Below are 18,806 nucleotides of genomic sequence, written 5' to 3'. Positions count from 1 at the left end.
GTGAGCATGAGTCTGCTCTTATCCGGGCCCGGCGGGAAGCGTTCGCGCAAGCGTCAAGCTTCCGGGCAACTTCTATGTGTGTCTGACCGCTCGGCGCGATGAACTGCTCGAGCTCACGGACGCGGCGCTGTGTGCCGACGGCCCGGTGGAGTCCCCCTCGACCTGACGCTCCCGCCCGAACACCGGCGTGGCGTGGACATGGCGCGTTGTAACGGCGGGCTCAACCGCGGCCGGATCGATGTCGGACGGCTGCGGGGGCTCGCGGGACTGCCACTGCCACGTTTCCCGGACGGTCGACTCGTCCTGGCCGTCCATGTGTCGCCCTGGCTACCCTCGGACGCCCCGTGCTCGGACCAGCGTCTGTTCTGCCACGTCTCAGGCCGCGCCAAATCCGCGTCGCAGTTCATCCCGGGCTGGCCGTACTCCTTCGTGGCCGTGCTGGAGCCCGGCCGCACCTCCAGGACCACCGTCCTGGACCTCGTCCGGCTCGGACCCGTCGACGACGCCACCGTCGTGACGGCCGCCCAGCTGCGGGCCGTGGTCGAACGGCTCATCGCCGCCGGCCAGAGGACACCGGGCGAGCCGGACATTGTGATCGTCGGTGATGCCGGATACGACATCACGCGCCTGGCCTGGGTCCTTCGCGACCTGCCCGTCCAGGTGGTCGGCCGACTCCGCTCGCCAGGTGCGGATCTCCAGATGGGTGACGAGACGGTCACGTTCGGCACCGAGCGGGCGCCGCAGGCCACTGGCCTGCGGCGCCTGTGTTCGTGTGACACAGAAGACCCTCCACTTGGTTCGCTGGCCAAGGACACTCGCCGGCATCAGGACGGGGTGTGCCGGGCCTTTCCGTCGGCTCTCGCGGCAGGCGAGCAAATTCCTGACTGCGGGGTGGCTGTGATGCGGGCGAGGCGGTTGACGGTGGTGTGCGAGGTCCAGCGCCTCTGTCCGTCGTGGAGGGTGTCGAGGACCTGGTGGAGAGTGCGGCCGGCGCGGGGATTTTTGGGGCTTCCAGGGTCGTCGACGGCACGTGGGCACGGTGTGTTCTGGGCGCGTGTCCGGGATCACAGGGCGGCTCGCCGGACGGGCGGAATGCCGTGACCATCGGGACGGTTGGGGCTCACACGCATTCAATGCATGTGCACATACCGTCTGGTACCTACGAGGAGCCCCCGTGACCTTCACCGCGTCCTCCGCCTCCCGCGCGGCCGAGATCCTGTCCCGGCCGGTCGCGCTGAACGGCCTGACCGTCCCGAACCGCGTCGTGATGGCGCCGATGACGCGCATGTTCTCCCCGGGCGGCGTCCCCGGTGAGGACGTGCTGTCGTACTACGCCCGTCGCGCCGCCGCGGGTGTGGGCCTGATCGTCACCGAGGGGACCTACGTCGGCCACGAGTCGGCCGGACAGAGTGACCGTGTGCCGCGGTTCCACGGTGAGGAGCAGCTGGCGGGGTGGGCGAAGGTCGCCGAGGCCGTTCACGCGGCGGGCGGCGCGATCGTGCCGCAGCTGTGGCACATCGGCATGGTGCGCAAGCAGGGCGACCCGCCTTACGCCGACGCCCCCGCCGTCGGCCCCTCCGGCATCCGCGTCGACGGTACCGAGGGCACCGGCAAGGCGATGACCCAGCACGACCTCGACGACGTCATCGGCGCCTTCGCCGAGGCCGCGGCGGCCGCCGAGCGCATAGGCTTCGACGGCGTCGAACTGCACGGCGCCCACGGCTACCTCCTCGACCAGTTCCTGTGGGCAGGGACTAACCGCCGTACCGACGCCTACGGCGGAGACCCTGTGGCCCGTACGAAGTTCGCGGCCGACATCGTGGCCGCGGTCCGCGAGAGCGTCTCACCCGAATTCCCGGTGATCTTCCGCTACTCGCAGTGGAAGCAGGAGGCCTACGACGCGAGGCTCGCGGAGACCCCGGAGGAGCTGGAGGCGATCCTGACCCCGCTCGCCGCGGCCGGCGTCGACGCCTTCCACGCCTCCACCCGTCGCTACTGGCTCCCGGAATTCGAGGGCTCGGACCTGAACCTGGCGGGCTGGACCAAGAAGCTCACCGGCAGGCCCAGCATCACCGTCGGCTCGGTCGGCCTCGACGGCGACTTCATCCGCGGCTTCATGGGCGAGGGCGCCCCGGTCCAGGGCATCGACAACCTCCTCGACCGCCTGGAGCGCGACGAGTTCGACCTGGTCGCCGTCGGCCGCGCGCTGCTCCAGGACCCGCAGTGGGCGGCGAAGGTCCTGGAGGGCCGGTCCGAGGACCTGAAGCCGTACGACGCGACGGCACTGAAGACACTGAGCTAGAGACCACAACACCGCCTTCCCCACAGCCCGACAACACTCTGCAGCTGCTGCCGCCTGAGGTCTCAGGTGCAGATGATGTTCGTGGCGCGTCCCACCGGCGCAAGCCCGCCCGGCAGCTGAGCAAGGGCGGGTCCATCCACTCCCTGCACCGCCGGCTCCACCACGCCCGCGAAGGCGCCGTCCGCCTCGGCCAGCCCGAGCAACACGCGCGCACTCAGCAGCCCGACGACAAGCCGACACACGCATGCACCAGCTGACATGCACGGCGGTGAGCGGGCGGCGATTGGCCCCGCCGCCCGCTCACCCGCACCACTCCCAAACCCGATTTCCCTTCAGTGAGGATCACGTGTCCTCTGCAACCACCCAGATCAGCGAACGCGCCGCCGCCCCGCCCTCTCCGCCTTCCGCGGCCCCGCAGGGCGACGTCGCAGCGCTCCGGCAATGTCCCGTCACGGCACGGTGAAGCTGTCGCGGACTTGCCCATAAACCTTGAGGGCCTGGGTTTCGATGTCCGGCTGGTACCAGGTGTTGATCTGGTATGACTTGCCGTTCGCATTGAAGCCGAGGAGCACGGCATGCCAGGGGGCGTCGTTCAAGGTGAAGGTGTACTCCCAGATCACTGCGGGCCAGCCGTTGAAGGTGGCCTCCTCCAAGCGGATCTTCCGGTAGTTCTGTCCTTCGTGCGCGTTCTGCTCTGAGGCCGTCCAAGTCTTCACGAGGTCGCCGCTCTCCAGAGATGCCTTGGCTGCGAGCTCTTGCCTGCCGTCCGGTGATGTGTAGTGCACCTCCTCTCCTGTCTTCACGTCCCGCCGCCAACCGGTGGGTGTGACCCAGGCGAAGCCGCCTGACTCACGGTGCGCGCGGGGTGGGGGGCTTTGGCGCGGCGATGTACCAATCACGACGGGTGAGGCGACCTGCTTGTTTACGGACAGGTAGAGCGGAAGGCCAACCGCAGTCGCTGTGGCGAGCGCGGCAGCCAGGGCGAACCCCGCCATCGTGCGTCGAGCCCGGGGTGCCGACGCGGGCACCTCCAGGGCAACGAGCGGTTCGAATGTGAAGCCAGTGGTGGACATCGGCGGATCTTCCTCGTCCGCGTTCTGCTCCACACGCGGCATCTGAGCGGGCGGCTCCCCCGCCAGTTCTACATCCAGAAGAGACGCCAGGTACCTCCGCCACAACGGTCCATCCTTGCGCCTCCCGCGCTCGATCAGGCCGTCCAGCGATTCAAGGTTGGCATCCGTCAGGGAGGCCCAGTAGCGCTGGACGAGTCGGCTCATGACTCCAGCACCTCCGCCTCGCCCGTCAACGCGGAGGGATTCCCGTTTCCGGAATCCGTCGGGCCTGGAGCGGAGTTCCCGCCGCCGATTACCCCCTGGAGAGTCCTCGCACTGCCGAGTTGCCGGAGCAGTGCCGGGGCCGAGGCGCCCACCGCGACCGTGGCCAGCGCTCCGGTCAGCTGCGGGGCGAAGAGCCAGCCTGCGCCAGCGCCAAGAGATACCCGAGTCAGGGCAGCAAGCACGTCGGACGGCGGGTCGATGTACTTGTCGAGGCGCGGCAGCTTGTCCCGCCGCCGGTTCTTCGCCAGAGCGCGGTGCCGCGCCGTCTGCCACGCCGCGATCCGCCCGTAGAAGACCACGATCTCCACGACAAAACCGCCCAGCGCGCCATATGTGACGGATGCCGTCCACTCCATGGCCGTCCCCCCTCGGCAATGGCGATGCTCGCAGCTGTACCGGACCCCACGGCACCGGCTCAGCTCAGCTCAGCATTCCAGAAGGGTGTTTGATACGGCAGGGAGACGGCACAGAACGCGTTGTTGCTCTTCCCCGTTTCGGGCGGGGGCACTGTGGGTGGCAGCACTCGGCCGCGTAAAAGCAGCGCCTCCTGCGGGGAGGATCCGGGTCTCGACGTTGCCGCAGACCGCACCGAGGACGCGTGGCGAGGGACGACGCCGGGGTGTACGGGATGACCTCATCAAGTCCCCTGACCAGCCACGTTATTACCGCATGAGCGAGGCTCGACTGAGGTGTGGCAGCGCCTCGCGGCCAGCAACCCCCGCGGCCCGATCGCCGCGTACCGGCCGGAAGAAGAGCTCTCCGCCGCGCGACTGACCACTCGGTTCGTCATTCCCGGCCACGACGCATGACCCGGCGCTCTGGCAGCGCTGGGCAACAGCTGGCCGCTCCGCATGTGGATCCGCGGCACCGGCGACCTGACAGAGATGTCCGCGCGCCGTCGCGGTGACCGGAGCCGCGCCGCGACCGACATCGGCAAGGACTGCGCGGCCGACGTGGCGCGCGAACTGGCCCAGGCCCGGCACACCCTTGCCTCCAGCCTGTCCTACGGCATCGACAAGGCTGCGCAGAACGGAGCTCAGGTTGGCTTCCGCGGCCCTCAGCACTCCATTCACCGTCACGATGGTGTTCCCCGCCCGCACCACGGTGAACTGCTCGTTGCGGTCCCCGGGATACTCAGGGCCCATGGGATGGTCTCCCGGAATCGCACGGCTTCGTCCCCTGCCCCCGGGGCCTGTTCCATCGTCAGCGCGGCCTTGAACTTCCCCACCCAGCCTGTGCCCTCATACGAGCGGCAGGAGCCCAACTGCCTGCTTCAGCTGAGCGAACATCTACTGGGCCTTCCCGTCCTCGTAGGGCAAGCGTCGAGCCGCCTCCCCAGATCTCACTTTTCCCGTTGAAGATCTGCAAGACGACGGTGGATGCGCGCTCCCCGCTGCCGATGTCGAGCATCATCTGGCAGCGGGGTCCGACGCAGGCGGGAAAGAGCGCCGTGCATCCTCCGGTTGAGGGTCCTGCACCTCAATCCCGCCCTTGTGCGCCCCCGCAACCTCGCCCTCCTTGAAGGTGAGCGCCCTCAGATGTGCCCGCGTCAGAGGTGCTACGGCGGCCCTGGCCGAAGCGGTCGCCCGCGGTACCACCCAAGCTGGTTGCGCATCTGGTGCTACGGAACACGGGGAGCGTGACCTCTCAGCCGCCGGACGGATCCGGTTCTGCGTGAGGCGGTTGATGACTTGAGTCGGCAGGCACCCGTGTTCGGTCATCATCGACCGGACTTACAGTCGCAGCGTCTGCTCTGCCCGGAAGCCCGTCGCGCTGGTGAGCAGATCGCTCCACACAGTGGAGACGTCGCCAGCGATCTGCTCGATGGTCTCGGTCGAGGCGAGATAGCGGTTTGCGTTCGCGGTGCTGGGCGGCGCCGCGGCGCTGGACCGGGAAGAGGCCCGGCAGGAATTGATCAGGATCGGTATCAAGCTCAAGCCCGAGGCGTGGCGCTCGTACATCAACCACGGCTACGCCCCCAAGCGGGACAGGGAGATCTGCGGGGTCGCGCACTGGTACCGGCGCACCATCCTCGAGTGGCCCGACAAGCGTCCCGGCGAGGGTGCCGGCGGCCCCCAAGGGCACGGGCGGCAAGCCCCTCGACCGCTCCGCCGACCCGCCGCTCGCCCGCAAGGAAGCACGCAAGGAAGCACGCAAGGACCGTATCCGCACGATGCTCAAGGACTCCGACGGCCAGGTGACCGCCAAGCAGATCGCCGCCGCCGAGGACATCTCCGACCGCCAGGCGCAGCGACTTCTCAGCGGGATCCGAAAAGCCCCCAAGTAGTAGGACACTGCCGGCCGCCCGACACCACCGAGCAATGAGGGGATCACCCCGTGGGCGATACCGAACGCGTACGGTTCCTCGGGGCGGCCATCCGTGATGAACTCGACCAGCTGTGGACAAACTTGAGGGAGGCACAAGGCAGCGGTCCTTCTACGTCCCGGCCTGCGCCACACAGTGACCGCACAGGCCCGAAGCCCTTAACCACACGGCCTTGGCCGCTAGACGAGTGGCTCCGTGGCATCCGGCCACAGAGCCTCCGCAAAAACCCGTTTGGTGGACCACGGCGACCGCTGCTAACTTTCCGGAGGCCGTGCGAGAGAACGAGGAGGTGGTACCCGTGAACGCAGTATCGACATGGGTGCTCCCCTCCGGGGTCACGGTGGGGCGATAGGTCGTCCGGGAGCGCCGTTCCAGAGCACTCCCGAAAGGCACGACCATGCAATTCACTTCCGAACAGCGCCTCGACGACGGCGTCCTCGAACGCGAATTCACCCTCGGCGAGATCCCCGGCACCCTGTGGACGCCTGAATCCGCCGCACCGGCTCCGCTGATCCTGATCGGCCACAACGGCGGCTTGCACAGGCGGGAACCGCGGCTGGTGGCCCGGGCCCGGCAATCCGCGGCGTACGGCTACGCGGCGGCCGCCATCGACGCCCCCGGGCACGGCGACCGGCCCCGTTCCGCCGTCGACGAGCAGGCCCGCGCCGACCTCCGCCGCGCGATGCAGGCCGGCGAGCCGGTCGCTGAGATCTTCGAGTCCTTCATCGGCCCGCTGGTCGAAAAGGCGGTCCCGGAATGGCGGACCACCCTGGACGCCCTCCTTTCGCTGCCCGAGATCGGCGGCCCGGTCGGGTATTCGGGGTGGACCGCCGTCGGCATTCGGCTGGCGGTGGTCGAGCCGCGCATCGCGGCCGCCGGTTTCTTCGCCGGGGGTTACGTGCCCCGCGCCCAGCGCGAGGAGGCCCGGCAGGTCACCATTCCGCTGCTGTTCCTGCTGCAGTGGGACGACGAAGGGAACCCCCGGCAGCGGGCCCTGGACCTGTTCGACGCCTTCGGCACCAAGGAGAAGACGCTGCACGCCAATCTGGGCGGGCACGCCGGCACCCCGTGGTTCGAGGTGGACGACGGGGACCGGTTCTTCGGCCGGCACCTGAAGTGAGGCCGGGGGCAGCAGCCGGTAGGCGCTGTCGGCCAGGATGCCGCTCATCGAGGACAGGCCCCGGCCCTCCTCGATGACGGCGCCGGGCAGATGCACAACCGCCCCGATCGCGGCGGTACCGGCCATCGGCGGTACCGGCCGGTCGGGGCGGCGCGAGGGCGTGGACGCCTAGGTTCGGTGTCAAACGCCTCGATTGGATGACAGGGCGACTGGCTTCACTGTCCAAGGACAGCAGCGCGATCAACGGCACCTGGTCAATGATGTCCTGTCTACCAACTGGCCGTCACCGTCTCCGGACGACCCCCAGAGCGGCTCCTGATGGTCGCCTCCCACGCCTGGGACCTGCGCGGAGCACAGGGCCTGGGCCTGCGCACCGCCTACGTCGCCCGCCCGTCGGCGACCCGCCCACCTCCTCGGACCGGTTCAACATGCACGCCGACGACCTGGCAGACCTGGCAGACCAACTCGACAATGCCCAACCAGGACTGACGGCGCGCAAAAAGGGCCGCCCCTGGACCGACCCACAGGGCACCGCGCCCCACCCGCTCGGCGGACCCGGGATCGCGTAGCCAGGCCGCCACTTGGTCAGGCTGACGGCGGCGGACGTGCGTCACAGCTGGCGCAGTGATCACCGCTTCGCTGCGACAAAACACAGGCTGACGAGCCAGATCAACTGAGATCAACAACGAATCAGACCAGGCCATCTGAGACGAGGTCAGATTCATCGAGACGGGGCAAATGAAGGAGTAGCCCTGGCGGCGCACATCCGCAACCTGCGTGCCTATCTCATCGAACACGGTGACGATTGGGAGAATCCGACGCTGGAGAGCTACTTGGAGGCGTTGGCCGCGTGGATCAACGAGTCTCCCGGCTGGTACAAGACCTTCGACCAGGATCCCACCCCACGGCGACTGGACATGCTTTGCCCGGACCCTGTGGACGGTCACGAAATTCCGGCCACCGGTCGGGTCCCCGTCCCAGCCGGGCGGCGAATGGACAAGGACAGCTCGCCGTCAGGTGGTGTACCCACCGTCCACGGCGAGGGCGGTGCCGGTGATGTAGCGGCCGCCTGGACCCGCCAGGTAGACCACCGCGGCGGCGATGTCTTCGGCCTCGCCGTAACGCCCCAGGGCGGTGAGGGATCGCTGGAAGTCGGCGGTGTCGCCGTCGGCCGGGTTCATGTCGGTGTCGATCGGGCCCGGATCCACGATGGCGGCGGTGATCCCGAGCGGCCCCAGCTCCCGGGCAAGTCCCTTGGTCAGCCCGATGAGCGCGGACTTGGCCATCGCCTGAAGGACGACATTCGAGCCGGGAACGCGCCCGTTGAAGCACGACCCGATGCTGATGATCCGCCCACCGTCGCCCATGTGCCGGGCGGCGGCCTGGGCGGCCAGGAACACCGACCGGACGTCCACGGCGAGCACCCGGTCCAGTTCCGGAGCGGACACCTCTGCCACCGGGCCGTAGGAGAGGAAGCCCGCGTTGTTCACCAGGATGTCGATGCGGCCCAGCTCCCGTACCGTCTGCTCCACTGCCTCCGCCGCGGCAGCCGGATGGGTCAGGTCGGCCTGGATGACCGCGGCCCTGCCACCATCCGCTTCGATCTGCTTGGCGACCTCGCGCGCCTGGTCCACTGCCTGGACGTAGGTCAGCGCAACCGCCGCTCCCCCGCTAGCCAGCCGCTTTGATATGGCCGCGCCGATCCCGCGACTGCCGCCGGTCACCAGCGCTACCTTGCCGGTCAAGTCACTCATCGATGCATCCCTCCGTAGACGGCTCGGTGTTCGTCATGCCGCTACGTTAGAAGTTGACCTCAGTGTCAGGTTCAAGTCCTCCAACGAAGTACGTGGGGTGGGAAATGCGGATCGGTGAACTGGCCCGGCGCAGCGGTGTAAGCACGCGGTCGCTGCGCTACTACGAGGCGCATGGTCTGCTCAGGGCCGAGCGAACCCCCGGTGGACACCGCGACTACGGCGAATGGGCCGTCGACCGGGTCATCCGCATCCAGGCACTCTATGCCGCAGGGCTGAACAGCAAGAAGATCGCCCAGTTGCTCCCCTGCATGCGAGACGGGGACGGCACACCGAACGAGATCGCAACTCCCCGACTCGTCGACGAACTCACCGCAGAACGCAGCCGCATCGACCGAATGATCGCCGACCTGATCCGGTCGCGCGACGTCCTGGACGACGTCATCGTCACCGCATCAGCGGACCTGAGTTCCGCGCCCTCTCCGGCACTGGCAGCAGCCGAGCAAGTCAATGAGCCTTTCTCATCGTGAGTGCCAGGCGCGACGGCGTGAACGGCTGCGGAATCCACCCGATCCGGCTGGTGTTGCACCGGGCCTTGCGCAAGATCCGCCGACCGCCGTCGCCATGAGGAAAACGTGACCGCCGGAGGTGGGGCATTACGTGATCGCCGACAGGAACGTAGCGTTCGCGAGAGGGCGCGCTGTGGAGTCCCGGCGCCGGGTGTGCCGGACTGTTCGGCGGAAGGGGGTGCGGACGTCGCCGCGCAGAGGTTCCCGAAGGTGCCAAGGATGGCCGGCGCTGAGGACGGTCGCGGCCCTCGGATGGATCGGGCGCTTCTTGGGCAGCGGTCCGACCGCGATTGCGCAGTGCGCGGAGGACGAGCTGGGTGCCGTAACGGCTCCCGCGCAATTCCCTTGCCAGAGTGTGCAATCGGGCTGCGCAATCGGCCGCAGTGGATCGCACGCACGACCGAGGCGCGCTGGCCCACACCTGCGCAACGAAATCCTGCGCAGGCGGGATCACGGAGGAGGCGGCCCGCGCACAGCCGCTCAGCGGCCACCAGGCGGCGGACAACACGCGGCGAGGCCAGTTCCCGGGGGCCGCCTCCATCGTGGTGAGTTCTGCATTGGGCCGCGGTGAGTTTCCCGAAGCCGCGGCCGGCTCGAGTTTCCGTCCGCGGGCCTCGAGGTGGAGCCGATGCCGCGGTGAGTTCAAAAATCTTCTTTGATTCCGGGCCGGTCGGTCGCCTCCTCGCTGTCTCTATACCCGGGCGGAGGACAGGGCCTGTGACCTGCAGCGCTGAGCGCCGGAGCCTGCTCACCGCCCGGACTCAGAAACTCACCGTGAAGCCCGATTCCCAACTGTGAGTTCAAGGCACCCCTGACGGTGAGCGAATCGGTGTGTGGTGCCGGATTCCTTGGAGGCAACTCCTGATCGCCTCTCTCAGGAGCCGCACCCTGCCGACTCGAACCCTACGCAGGCCAGCACCTGCGGCGCCGTCAGCTTCACCGCCCCTACATAGGGCGAGCGCCTCCGTCGACACCCTGCGCACCGCTCACCGGCGGGTGTCCCCGCAACGGAGCTCACCACTGTGAGCGGCTCGGGCTACAGGAAGGTGGCGGTCGAGGAGACGGCGGCCGACTCCGAAGCGGCCGTCGGCGCGAGCACGACCACCTACTCTCCTGCGAGCCGCCGGGCCCGTCAGCGGATCGCCCGCACCGACAACGGTGCGGGCTCCGCCATGTCCATCCCTCCCCACCAGCGGGCACCCTGACCAGCACTCAGCAAGCTCTCGACCCACCCGCTCACACCCGCCAGATTCAGAATCAGGCACTTATCGGGAGGGCAACACACAGAACTCATGGCCATCGGGATCGGCCATCACCACCCAGCTGACCTCGCCCTGGCCGATGTCGATCCGAGTCGCCCCGAGGGAGATGAGACGGTCGACCTCCGCCTGCTGATCACCGTGGACAGGTGGAGCGAGGTCGAAATGCAGCCGATTCCTCCCTGTCTTCGGCATCAGTGGCGGACCGCCCCACGTGATCTTCGGACCGCCGCGCGGCGAGCGGATCGCGGTCTCTTGGTCCTGGTCCCAGACCAGCGGCCAGCCCAGCGCTTGACTCCAGAAGTACCCGACGTCCTGCGAACCGTCGCACGCAAGTGCTCCGATGAATCCGCAGTCAGCAAGGAAGTTGTTGCCCGGCTCGATGACGCAGAACTCATTGCCTTCGGAGTCGGCGAGCACCACATGACCCTCCTCGGGGCGTTGACCGATGTCGATGTGCCGGGCGCCGAGTCCGAGCGACCTCGCCACAACCTGCTGCTGGTCGTCAAGGGACGTGCTCGTCAGATCGAAGTGCATCTGGTTCTGGCCTGCCTTCTGCTCCTGGGTCGGAAGAAATCGGATCCTGAACCCAGTGTCATCGCTCGGCAGGAGCGCGATGCCGTCGTAGGAGTCGTCGGCCATTTCCCAGCCCAGGACGCCGGCCCAGAAGCGCGCGAGACGCAGCGGGTCGTTCGCATCGAAGCAGAGGGCGTGGAGGTGAGAAGTCATCCCTCGGCATCTCCGATCTGCTGACTCACAGCAAGAAGGCTTTCATCCAGGTCGTGGCTGGAGCCTGCCCAGACGGCGCCACCCGGTCAACTCATTAACGTCTCGCGCTCAACCACTGTCGTCACAACAGCCCTCCTCGTCACCAAGTCACAGGCTTGTGAGGAGGTCGTCGAGCGGGGTCGGTACCTGTTCGGGGTCGAGGGCCTCGACGAGGAGGCGGCCGTAGCGGATCTTGCGGCCTCTCTTCGTGCCGAGGAAGCGCCGCAACTGCTGCTGCCGGGGCCGACCATGGTGTGCGGGCTGGCGCAGGAATGTCTGCCAGGCACGGAAGTCGCCCTCGGCCCGGACGATCTCCTCGACCCTTGCCGTGCCCAGCGCGCGGATGAGCTCGTCCTCCAGGTCCGTCACGCACACGAAGAAACCCCGGCGCGGCGCCCGTGCCCGCTTCAGGCCGCGGTCGTAGAAGCGCTGCTCGCCCTCGTCGCACAACCCTGCCAGGCGCAGTCCAAGGCCGGGCGGCCCGAGGAGGCCGGCGTAGCGGCCGACGCTCATCGCCCCGCCCATCGGCACGACGCACACCCCCTCGGCGGCCAGGTCCCGGCCACGCCGGGCGGCCAGCGCCTCAACGGCCGCGAGGTCACTCAGCCCTTCCAGCAGCACCGCCGTCCGCACCCCCAGTCGCACAGCCAGCTCACTCGCCGGCTCGCCGGGACCGCCGGTCGCCCAGCCACTGACCGCGTCCTGGAACGCCCGCATCTCCGCCATGGAGCGAGTCTGCACCTCCACCGACGGCATGGCACGGGATTATTCGACGGCTCCGCTCGACATGACCGGAGCCCTCTTCACCTGGGCAGCCATCACCCTGAAAATCCGCCCATCACCTGCGGCACCAGGCCCTGCGAACCACCGGACGTCCGTCACCGAACGTCGCTCCGGACGGGTTTTCCGGCCGCCGATCCGAACAGTCGGCCGCCACGCGAGCAGATGCAGAGCAGCCAGTCAGAGAAGTGTTGCTACGCGGATCAGATCGGCGACTGCGCGAAGTCGGCTTTGCGACGGCCAAGCGATCACCGTGGTCACGAGCGGAGCGTCCAGGACCGGCACGGCGCGAGATCCCCGCGCAGGTCGGTGCCGGCGGACTCGGGCACACTCACTGTGGTACGGCCGAGCGCGATCAGCTGGAAGAGCTGTGTCAGGTTCCGTACCTCGACCCCTGGCCCCTCCGGGTAGTTGCCGCCGGGATCGGGCCAGCGAGCCATCGGGAGTTCCGGCAATGCGGTGACTTCGGCCATCCGGATCTCGGAGCGGCCGGCAAGGGGGTGAGAGGTGGGCAGGATCGCCACCTGCCCCTCGGCGTACAGGGTTTCGCTGTCGAGTCCGGCCGTTGAATCGAACGGCAAGTGCAGCAGAGCCACGTCGGCCTGCCCGTCCTGCAGCAAGGTCTGTTGCTGGTGCGCCTCGCAGAGCAGCAGATCGACGGTGGCCGCGCCGGGCTCCGCGCGGTAGGCGTCGAGCAGTTTGGCCAGCAACTCGCCGGCGGTGCCGGATTTGACGGCGAGGACGAGGCGGGGGCGCCTTTGCACGGCCTGCTGGGTACGCCGCTCTGCTGCGGCCACCGCGCTGAGCGCGCCCTTCGGACAGCAGTACGGCCCCGGCTTCGGTGAGCGTGACCTTGCGGGTGATGCGCTCCAACAGCATGACCCCGAGCCGCCGTTCGAGCCGGGCGATCGCGCGGGACAGGGGCGGCTGGGCTATCTCCAGACGCTGGCGGCCCTGCCGAAGTGCAGTTCCTCGGCGAGGGCGACGAAGTACCGCGGGGCGTTCACGAACGCCTTGCCCGGGATGCCGTCAGCTTCCAGAAGAGTCCGGCGACTTCGACTCGGCAAGGCGCTGGGCGGACTTGTCATCCCAGGACCCGACACAGCTTCTGATGCCGCGACCATGCAGGTCACAGACCGCTATGGCACCGCTCGCGCGATGGCTCGGGACCGCATCCGTCCTCGTGTGACCACCCGCTCCGCGTGGATCGACCACACCGGCGAACTCCCCGTTATCGAACGCACGTTGATTCGCCTGGAGGTCGACCGCTTGCCCGACGGCCACGATCTACTCCAAGTCTGGCTGGGGACGTCGGCCACCGGCCTGTCGGGCGAGGACGTCGACCTGCGCTGGCAGGCGTTCCTAAGAGCTCCTAACGGAATGAGATTGGCCCGTGTCCTCCAGCCGAGTGACTCAGTTGTCTACGTGTGAGGAAGCGTGATCCCCAACCATGGCTGGTTGACGATGATTTGTGGGTGAGGATCGAGCCACTGCTGCCGGTTCGGCACCGCCGGCATCGGCACCCGGGGCGGAAGGCGCTGGATGACCGCAAGGTGTTGTGCGGGATCATGTTCGTGCTCTACACCGGCATCCGGTGGGAGTGGCTGCCCGCTGAGCTGGGCTTCGGCTCGGGCATGACCTGCTGGCGACGCTTGCGGGACTGGAACAACGCTGGGGTGTGGCAGCGGCTGCACGAGGTGCTGCTGACCGAGCTGCGGGCAGCAGACCGCCTGGACATGTCGCGGGCGGTGATCGACAGCTCCCACATCCGGGCGCTCAAGGGCGGCCCAAAACCGGCCGGAGCCCGGTCGACCGAGGCCGAGCGGGCTCCAAACACCACGTGATCTGCGATGCGAGCGGCATCCCGCTGGCCGTGACGCTCACCGGCGGCAACCGCAACGACATCACCCAGCTCATGCCGCTCCTGGCGGCGATCCCGCCGATCCGCGGCAAACGAGGCCGTCCCCGGCAGCGACCGAGGGAGATCTATGCCGACCGCGGCTACGACCACGACTGCTACCGCCGCCTGGTCTGGGCGAAGGGCGTCAAGCCCGTCATCGCACGCCGCGGCACTGAGCATGGTTCCGGCCTGGGGACCAAGCGGTGGGTGGTCGAGCAGACCATCGCGCTGCTGCACTGGTTCGGCCGCCTGCGCATCCGCTGGGAGATCCGGGACGACATCCACGAGGCGTTCCTCAAGCTCGCCTGCTCACTCATCTGCTGGCGACGCCTCCGCACCGCATTGAGTTAGGAGCTCTAAGCGCAGATTCGATCTTGAGCACCCCTGCCGGATGATCAAGCAGACGCTGGGCTGGACCTGCCCGAAGCTCCGCGCACCCGAGGCGCAGACCGGCGGACCTGGCTGGTCGTGGCCGCCCACCCCAACTCCGCCTGCCCGCCCTGAAGTTGCGGCATGCGGCCTGAGCTACTGCTCGTCGGTTGCTACTCGGCGAGCGAGTCGATGGGCACCTGTGGGTCGGCGAGTTTGCGGGTGTCAACCTGTTGGCCGGAGCGGACGAGGGCCTGGATCGGTTCGGTGACGTCCCAGATATTGACGTTCATGCCTGCCAGCACACGGCCGTGTGAGAGCCAGAACGCGATGAACTCGCGTGCGTCGACATCGCCGCGGAAGACGACCTGGTCGTATCCGCCGGGCTCGGCGTATCCGGCGTACTCCATGCCCAGGTCGTACTGGTCGGAGAAGAAGTACGGCAGCCGGTCGTAGGCCGCTTCCCGGCCGAGCATCGCCTTGGCGGCGGTCTGTGGCTGGTGCAGCGCGTTGGCCCAGTGCTCCACGCGGATGCGCCGGCCCAGCAGGGGATGGAAGGCGTTGGCGACGTCGCCCGCCGCGTAGACGCCCGGTGCGGAGGTGCCCAGCCGCTCGTCGGTGAGAATGCCGTTGTCGACCTGAAGACCTGCGGCCTGGGCGAGCCCGGTGTTGGGGACGATGCCGATGCCGACGATGACCGCGTCCGCATCGATGCGGGTACCGTCGGACAGCCGCACGCCGTCGACGGTACCCGCGCTGCCGGTGAGTTCGGCGACCTGCACGCCGAAACGCAGGTCCACCCCGTGGTCACGGTGCAGGTCCGCGAAGACCTGGGCGACCTCGCGGCCAAGGACACCCAGCAACGGCAGCTCGGCCCGCTCCAGCACGGTGACCTCCACACCGGCGGCGCGGGCCGCGGCAGCGGTCTCCAGGCCGATCCAGCCGGCCCCGACGACCGCCACCCGTGAGGCGGAGGAGAAGGCGTCCTTGATCCGGTCGCTGTCCTCGACCGTGCGCAGATACAGCACCCCGTCCAGGTCCGCGCCCGGCACCGGCAGGCGACGCGGCGAGGAGCCCGTGGCCAGCAACAGCTCGGCGTACCCGAGGCGGCTGCCGTCCGCGAGCGTCACCTCGTGCGGGGCCGGGTCGAGCGCGGTGACCGCCGTCCCCAGGCGCAGGTCGATGTCGTGCTCGGCGTACCACTGGGGCGGGTGGACGTAGATCTGCTCCCGGGCGTCCTTGCCCATCAGGTAAGCCTTCGACAGCGGCGGCCGCTCGTAGGGCCGCTCGCTCTCCTCCCCGATCAGGATCAGCGTGCCGTCGAAGCCCTCCTCGCGCAGCGCCTGCGCGGCCTTGGCCCCGGCCAGACTGGCTCCGACGATCACATACTCGCTGTTGTCAGCCATGATCAGCCCCTGGTCCGCGGTGGGCGCGCAGTGCTGAGAGTGTCGGAGAGCTGTTCGGCGAGCCTCTCCCAGCTGGCGTCGAACTTCTCCACGCCCTCGTCCTCAAGGGCCTGTACGACGTCGTCGTAGTCCACGCCGGCCGCCCGCAGCCCGTCGAGTACCCGCTGCGCGTCGCTGTATCCGGAGCGCACCGAGTCGGCGGGCACCTGTCCGTGGTCCGCGACCGCGCGCAAGGTGGCCTCGGGCATGGTGTTCACCACGCCCGGGGCCACCAGGTCGACGACATAGCGCGTGTCGGGGTAGGCGGGGTCCTTGGCGGACGTCGAGGCCCACAGCGGTCGCTGGGGTCGCGCGCCGGCGCCCTGCAGCGCCTTCCACCGCGACGAGGACAACACCCGCTCGTAGTGCTGGTAGGCCAGGCGTGCATTGGCGATTGCCGCACGCCCGCGCAGACCGGCCGCCCGAGCGCTGCCGGTCTTGTCCAGCCGCGCGTCGACCTCGGTATCGACGCGGGAGACGAAGAACGAGGCCACCGATCCGATCGCGGACAGCTCCCGGCCCGCGGCGCGGGCTCCTTCCATCCCGTCGAGGAAGGCCTCCATGACCTGGTCGTACCGCGACAGGGAGAAGATCAGCGTGACGTTGATGCTGATCCCCTCGGCCAGGCACGCGGCGATCGCCCCCAGGCCCTGGCGGGCGGCCGGAATCTTGATGAACAGGTTGGGCCGGTCGACCAGCCACCACAGCGCCCGCGCTTCCGCGATCGTCGCCGCCGTGTCGTGCGCGAGCCTCGGGTCCACCTCGATCGAGACACGCCCGTCGACGCCGTCCGTCGCGTCGTAGACCCGGCGCAGCACGTCGCACGCCCACCGCACGTCGAACGTGGTCAGCGCCCGCAGCGCCTCACCAGCCCCCACTCCACGCACAGCCAGGTCGCCGATCTGCCCGTCGTACGCTTCACCGTGTGTGATCGCCTTGGCGAAGATCGTCGGATTGGTGGTCACGCCCACCACATGGTCATGCTCGACCAGTTTCGCCAGGCTCCCGGACACCAGCCTTTCCCGACTCAGGTCATCGAGCCAGATCGAGACTCCCGCTTCGCTCAGTGCGGACAACGGATTCATGGCACTGCCGCTCCTCTCCGCCGTGCGGCCGAGGCTGCGCATGCGATATGTGCTCGGTCGGCGCTTGGGCCGGGGCCCACACCGCGCCGGTCACGGGGCCTGCCGTCCTCATCGAGACCCCTGCCCCCAGGCTGGACTGGGGCGAGCCCGTCCGCCACCGGTGGCCAGGGACCCATCGCAGACCGCGGCGCGGCTGCCGCGGCCCGGCCGGACACCGAAGTTCAGCTCTGGAGCAGGCCGGCGAGAACTTCCGCTTCGCTGATCTCGGGCTGCTTGGTCACGGTGAGAGCGTCAGCGTCCGGTGCTTCGCCAACTCGTGCGGACGCGCAAGCGCCTCCGCACGCTCCGGATCCTCCAGTTCGCTGCGGTAGCGGCGCCCGAACTCCTCGAAGCGGTCCGGATCGTGGTGGTACCACTTGCGCTCGGCTAGGACTTCGGCCTGCGCCGCTGAGCGGGTGCCGTGGGGGTGCTGGGGGTCCTGTCCGGCGGATCTTGGCCGAGAGTCGCCAGGAGGCGTGCAACCAGGGGATTCGGGTCGTTCTTGCGCCAGGCGACGGCCACTCTCGTGCGAGCGGTCTTGGGCTCGATCCTGCGGAAGGCAACGCCTTTGAGGCGGATGCGGCGGGTACTCGCCGGGGCCAGCGACACGCCCAGGCCGGTTTCCACCAGGGCGCAGACGGTCGGCCATTCCACGGCGTGCTGGGCCACCTGGGGCGTGAAGCCCGCCGCGGTGCACAGGCTGGTGATTTGGTCGTGCAGCTGTGGGCCGACGGCGCGGGGAAGGAGCACGAAGGGAGAGTCCGCCAACTGCTCGACACGGACGGTTCGTTGGGCTGCGAGGGGGTGTACGGACGGCAGAACCGCCACGAAAGGCTCGGTCAGTACGGTCTCGAAGCCGAGTTCCGCGTCGTCGGCGGGTGGCTCGCGCAGCAGGCCGATGTCGATGGTCCTGTCGTGCAGGGCAGCCAGCTGCGGCGTGGTGGTCATTTCGTGGATGTCCAGATGCACGGCGGGGAACCGTTCCCGGAAAGTTCGCAGCAGGCCGGGCAGGACGGTCAAGGCGAGCGAGGCGGCGAAGCCGATCCGCAGGCGGCCGACCCTGCCGCTGCCGACCTCTCGGGCTGCGACCAGGCCGTCCGCGAGGCTGGTGAGGGCATGCCGGGCAGCGGGCAGCAGTTCCCGGCCTGCCGGGGTGAGGGTGACGCGGCCTGGTTCGCGGCTGAACAACGCGTAGCCGACCTTGTCCTCCAGGCGCCGGATCTGCTGGCTCAGCGGCGGCTGGGCGATGCCCAGGCGGGTGGCGGCGTGGCCGAAGTGGAGTTCCTCGGCGAGCACGACGAAGGCGTGCAGTTGCGGAAGAGGAAGTTCAGGGCGCTCCATACGCTTAGAGATATCACTTCATGTCGATCCTCAGCGGCTCGACGTTCGAGGAGCAGATCGGCTATGCCCGCGCCGTGGTCGACGGCGACTGGGTGCATGTGTCCGGGACGACCGGATTCGACTACACCACCATGACGATCTCCGACGACGTGGTGGAGCAGGCCGAGCAGTGCCTGCGCAACATCGAGGCCGCACTGGTCAAGGCGAAGTGCACCTTCGCCGACGTGGTGCGGGTGCGCTATCTACTGCCCGACCGGGCCGACTTCGAGCCCTGCTGGCCGACCCTGCGTCGCGCCTTCGGCGAGGTCCGGCCGGCCGCCACGATGCTCATGTGCGGCCTCGCCGACCCCCGCATGAAGATCGAGATCGAGGTGTACGCACGGCTGGTCACCGCGTAACCGCCCGCGCAATCAGA

17 protein-coding genes and 6 pseudogenes are annotated in these 18,806 nt (G+C 68.6%); 11 read left to right on the top strand and 12 right to left on the bottom strand.

The features are described 5' to 3' along the window. Positions 1-20: 20 nt before the first annotated feature. Together ACQEVG_RS37215 and ACQEVG_RS37210 are read left to right on the top strand one after the other, a co-directional pair. Positions 21-681, top strand: a pseudogene (locus ACQEVG_RS37215) (transposase); the annotation flags it as partial. A 493-nt stretch (positions 682-1,174) separates the two neighbouring features. After that, the gene (locus ACQEVG_RS37210; RefSeq protein ID WP_432992339.1) at positions 1,175-2,302 is read left to right on the top strand and encodes an NADH:flavin oxidoreductase; all 1,128 of its coding nucleotides are present in this window, start codon (positions 1,175-1,177) and stop codon (positions 2,300-2,302) included. A 62-nt stretch (positions 2,303-2,364) separates the two neighbouring features. On the opposite strand, the gene ACQEVG_RS37205 is transcribed toward ACQEVG_RS37210, so the two are convergent. From ACQEVG_RS37205 to ACQEVG_RS37190, 4 genes are all read right to left on the bottom strand, one after another. Continuing rightward, a complete protein-coding gene (locus ACQEVG_RS37205; protein WP_432992336.1) occupies positions 2,365-2,508 on the bottom strand; it encodes a hypothetical protein in 144 nt (47 codons plus the stop codon). 243 nt (positions 2,509-2,751) lie between these two features. Continuing rightward, positions 2,752-3,579: a hypothetical protein gene (locus ACQEVG_RS37200; protein WP_432992333.1), complete on the bottom strand. Its 828-nt coding sequence runs from the start codon at positions 3,577-3,579 to the stop codon at positions 2,752-2,754. After that, positions 3,576-3,995, bottom strand: coding sequence for a hypothetical protein (locus ACQEVG_RS37195; protein ID WP_432992330.1), 420 nt, complete (start codon positions 3,993-3,995; stop codon positions 3,576-3,578). Before ACQEVG_RS37195 ends, ACQEVG_RS37200 begins: the two co-directional genes overlap by 4 nt. 1,377 nt (positions 3,996-5,372) lie before the next feature. Continuing rightward, positions 5,373-5,576, bottom strand: a complete 204-nt coding sequence (locus ACQEVG_RS37190) for a hypothetical protein (RefSeq protein ID WP_432992327.1) — start codon at positions 5,574-5,576, stop codon at positions 5,373-5,375. A 125-nt stretch (positions 5,577-5,701) separates the two neighbouring features. Between ACQEVG_RS37190 and ACQEVG_RS37185 the strand changes: the two genes are divergently transcribed. The 4 genes and pseudogenes from ACQEVG_RS37185 to ACQEVG_RS37170 all read left to right on the top strand — a co-directional run. After that, entirely contained in the window at positions 5,702-5,926 is a 225-nt protein-coding gene (locus ACQEVG_RS37185) for a hypothetical protein (RefSeq protein WP_432992324.1), read from the top strand. Between the two features lie 436 nt (positions 5,927-6,362). After that, positions 6,363-7,085 carry an alpha/beta hydrolase gene (locus ACQEVG_RS37180; protein WP_432992321.1) on the top strand — a complete coding sequence of 241 codons (723 nt, stop codon included), beginning with the start codon at positions 6,363-6,365 and terminating at the stop codon, positions 7,083-7,085. A 267-nt stretch (positions 7,086-7,352) separates the two neighbouring features. Then, positions 7,353-7,552 (top strand): annotated as a pseudogene (locus ACQEVG_RS37175) (haloacid dehalogenase type II); the annotation flags it as partial. A 222-nt stretch (positions 7,553-7,774) separates the two neighbouring features. Further along, positions 7,775-7,918: pseudogene (locus ACQEVG_RS37170) on the top strand (hypothetical protein); the annotation flags it as partial. A 180-nt stretch (positions 7,919-8,098) separates the two neighbouring features. Here ACQEVG_RS37170 and ACQEVG_RS37165 read toward each other — a convergent pair. Then, on the bottom strand, positions 8,099-8,839 hold the full coding sequence (locus ACQEVG_RS37165) for an SDR family NAD(P)-dependent oxidoreductase (RefSeq protein ID WP_432992318.1): 741 nt from the start codon (positions 8,837-8,839) through the stop codon (positions 8,099-8,101). A 104-nt stretch (positions 8,840-8,943) separates the two neighbouring features. Between ACQEVG_RS37165 and ACQEVG_RS37160 the strand changes: the two genes are divergently transcribed. Both ACQEVG_RS37160 and ACQEVG_RS37155 read left to right on the top strand, forming a co-directional pair. Further along, the gene (locus ACQEVG_RS37160) at positions 8,944-9,366 is read left to right on the top strand and encodes a MerR family transcriptional regulator (RefSeq protein WP_432992315.1); all 423 of its coding nucleotides are present in this window, start codon (positions 8,944-8,946) and stop codon (positions 9,364-9,366) included. A 1,061-nt stretch (positions 9,367-10,427) separates the two neighbouring features. Then, complete coding sequence (locus ACQEVG_RS37155) at positions 10,428-10,610, top strand: hypothetical protein (protein ID WP_432992312.1); 183 nt, start codon at positions 10,428-10,430, stop codon at positions 10,608-10,610. A 60-nt stretch (positions 10,611-10,670) separates the two neighbouring features. On the opposite strand, the gene ACQEVG_RS37150 is transcribed toward ACQEVG_RS37155, so the two are convergent. The 3 genes and pseudogenes from ACQEVG_RS37150 to ACQEVG_RS37140 all read right to left on the bottom strand — a co-directional run bounded on the left by ACQEVG_RS37150 (position 10,671) and on the right by ACQEVG_RS37140 (position 13,219). Continuing rightward, a complete protein-coding gene (locus ACQEVG_RS37150; RefSeq protein ID WP_432992309.1) occupies positions 10,671-11,393 on the bottom strand; it encodes a VOC family protein in 723 nt (240 codons plus the stop codon). Between the two features lie 147 nt (positions 11,394-11,540). Beyond that, entirely contained in the window at positions 11,541-12,158 is a 618-nt protein-coding gene (locus ACQEVG_RS37145; protein WP_432992306.1) for a TOPRIM nucleotidyl transferase/hydrolase domain-containing protein, read from the bottom strand. 234 nt (positions 12,159-12,392) lie between these two features. After that, positions 12,393-13,219, bottom strand: a pseudogene (locus ACQEVG_RS37140) (LysR family transcriptional regulator). A 103-nt stretch (positions 13,220-13,322) separates the two neighbouring features. Here ACQEVG_RS37140 and ACQEVG_RS37135 point away from each other — a divergent pair. Both ACQEVG_RS37135 and ACQEVG_RS37130 read left to right on the top strand, forming a co-directional pair. Then, positions 13,323-13,616: pseudogene (locus ACQEVG_RS37135) on the top strand (NF041680 family putative transposase); the annotation flags it as partial. Positions 13,617-13,666: 50 nt separating this feature from the next. Beyond that, a protein-coding gene (locus ACQEVG_RS37130; RefSeq protein WP_432985456.1) for an IS5 family transposase occupies positions 13,667-14,463 on the top strand; the annotation gives its coding sequence in 2 pieces (ribosomal slippage) (positions 13,667-14,003 and positions 14,003-14,463; 798 coding nt in all). Positions 14,464-14,654: 191 nt separating this feature from the next. On the opposite strand, the gene ACQEVG_RS37125 is transcribed toward ACQEVG_RS37130, so the two are convergent. The 4 genes and pseudogenes from ACQEVG_RS37125 to ACQEVG_RS37110 all read right to left on the bottom strand — a co-directional run bounded on the left by ACQEVG_RS37125 (position 14,655) and on the right by ACQEVG_RS37110 (position 18,391). Continuing rightward, the gene (locus ACQEVG_RS37125) at positions 14,655-15,887 is read right to left on the bottom strand and encodes an NAD(P)/FAD-dependent oxidoreductase (RefSeq protein ID WP_432992303.1); all 1,233 of its coding nucleotides are present in this window, start codon (positions 15,885-15,887) and stop codon (positions 14,655-14,657) included. 2 nt (positions 15,888-15,889) lie between these two features. Beyond that, positions 15,890-17,011: a transaldolase gene (tal, locus tag ACQEVG_RS37120; RefSeq protein ID WP_432992300.1), complete on the bottom strand. Its 1,122-nt coding sequence runs from the start codon at positions 17,009-17,011 to the stop codon at positions 15,890-15,892. Positions 17,012-17,288: 277 nt separating this feature from the next. Continuing rightward, positions 17,289-17,375, bottom strand: a pseudogene (locus ACQEVG_RS37115) (DUF488 domain-containing protein); the annotation flags it as partial. A gap of 62 nt (positions 17,376-17,437) precedes the next feature. Beyond that, positions 17,438-18,391, bottom strand: coding sequence for a LysR family transcriptional regulator (locus ACQEVG_RS37110; RefSeq protein ID WP_432992297.1), 954 nt, complete (start codon positions 18,389-18,391; stop codon positions 17,438-17,440). 20 nt (positions 18,392-18,411) lie between these two features. On the opposite strand from ACQEVG_RS37110, the gene ACQEVG_RS37105 reads away from it, so the two are divergent. After that, complete coding sequence (locus ACQEVG_RS37105; RefSeq protein WP_432992290.1) at positions 18,412-18,789, top strand: RidA family protein; 378 nt, start codon at positions 18,412-18,414, stop codon at positions 18,787-18,789. Positions 18,790-18,806: the final 17 nt, after the last annotated feature.

The sequence above is a fragment of the Streptomyces sp. CA-135486 genome (assembly GCF_050936555.1).
In the GTDB taxonomy this organism is placed as follows: Bacteria; Actinomycetota; Actinomycetes; order Streptomycetales; family Streptomycetaceae; genus Streptomyces.
Note: the sequence above shows the minus strand (reverse complement) of the source record. Positions and strands in the feature narration are given on the sequence as shown.